This window comes from Microcoleus asticus IPMA8 (genome assembly GCF_013179805.1).
GTDB lineage: Bacteria > Cyanobacteriota > Cyanobacteriia > Cyanobacteriales > Microcoleaceae > Microcoleus > Microcoleus asticus.
Genome location: NZ_SRRZ01000289.1, coordinates 1 through 1,668, shown reverse-complemented (window position 1 = coordinate 1,668; position 1,668 = coordinate 1). Strand labels below are relative to the sequence as shown.

Genomic DNA, 1,668 nt, shown 5'->3' with positions numbered 1-1,668 from the left:
CGCCCACGCTGTCACTAAATGTAAATTCTTTTCCCCAGTTTTTCGGTCATAAGAACCTCGGAGGCTTTTTCCATCAATCGGGATAACTTGTCAATACGGTTCAGTTAAGGCTGAAATAGTGGTAAATTAGGTATGGTGTCCAAAAATGGAGAGCAAGTAAGGTGCATCTCAAAGAATTCTCATTAGTATCTCCCAAAATCCCAAGTAAGGAGATATTCAAAGCCATAGAGATAGCAATTCCAGCAAGTGCCATCGAACAAGCTATTGCGAAAACAAATGTTGAAGAGAAACGTCATCGTGCCCTGCCAGCACAACTGGTAGTGTGTCTGGTAATAGCAATGAGTCTGTGGTCAAAAGATTCAATGCGGGATGTCTTAAAAAATTTAATTGATGGTCTTAATGAAGCATGGGTGAAAATTGGTAAATATTGGCGGTTTCCCTGTAAATCGGCAATTACTCAAGCCAGACAAAGATTAGGAGCAGGCGTGATGAGACAGTTGTTTCATTCATTAGTGCGACCAATGGCTACAGTTGAAACAGTAGGAGCTTTTATCAGCGAACTCAGGGTCGTAGTAATAGATGGAACCTGCTTAGATATCCCAGATAGTGATGAAAATGCTAGGGTTTTTGGTCGTCCGGGTAGCCGTCCCGGTACGAGAGCTGCGTTCCCAAAAGCTAGATTAGTCATTTTAGTAGAGGCAGGAACACATTTAATATTTGATGCCTTAATATGTCCATATAAAATGGGAGAAAGAGTAAGAGCGTTAAAGTTGTTACGCTCAGTAACGCCGGGGATGCTATTGATGTGGGATAGAGGCTTACATTCTTATGCGATGGTAGAAGCCACAGTCAGCAAAGGTTGTGAGTAGAAGAGTGCGAATTCCATCCAACGTTAAATTCTTAAACGAAACACAATTAGATGATGGTTCATATTTGAGTTGGATTTATCCATCAGGCAAACTAAGAAAAAAAGGATTTAAGCCAATACAGGTAAGAGTAATTGAGTACAAAATTGAAAATTATGACCGTCCAGAAGCCCAAATTAGATATCGTTTAATTACCAGCTTGTTGGACGCTAAAAAATTTCCAGCCCCGTCACTTGCTGGTGAATATCATCAACGTTGGGAAGTCGAGAATACTATTGATGAACTCAAAGTACATTTATGGGGACGAAAAACTCATATTCGTTCTCAAAGACCGAAAGAAGTGGTACAAGAAATTTATGGTTTACTACTAGGACATTGGGCTGTAAGGTCATTAATTTTTCAAGCGGCAAGCAACGCAAGCATTTCACCATTGCGTCTTTCTTTTACGGGAACATTACGAGTTGTTCGTCGCGCGCTCCCAAAATTTCAGGGGTTACAACCACAAGAACTTCCCTTTTTTTGACTTGGTTGACTTGGGAGATTCTCGATCAAAATATACCGGAAAGAGTTCCGAGAAACAACCCAAGAGTCGTGAAAAAGCCTGTCTCAAAGTTTCGGTCTAAACAAGTTAAACACAGAGGTACTGGAATCATAATGACTCCTCCTGTATTTATTGTTTTAAGCACGGCATAGCCTTAAATGAACCGTATTGGATAACTTGTTCGAGAACTGGCCCAATTAATTGTTTAACCCATTGAGTCAACTTCTGTTCTAAAACTTTCGGGTCGAGCTTTTCAAAAAC

1 pseudogene is annotated in these 1,668 nt (G+C 40.4%); it reads left to right on the top strand.

Annotated features, from left to right (window positions below):
* Positions 1 to 251 precede the first annotated feature (251 nt).
* A pseudogene (locus tag E5S67_RS31900) lies at positions 252 to 1,389 on the top strand (IS4 family transposase).
* Positions 1,390 to 1,668: the final 279 nt, after the last annotated feature.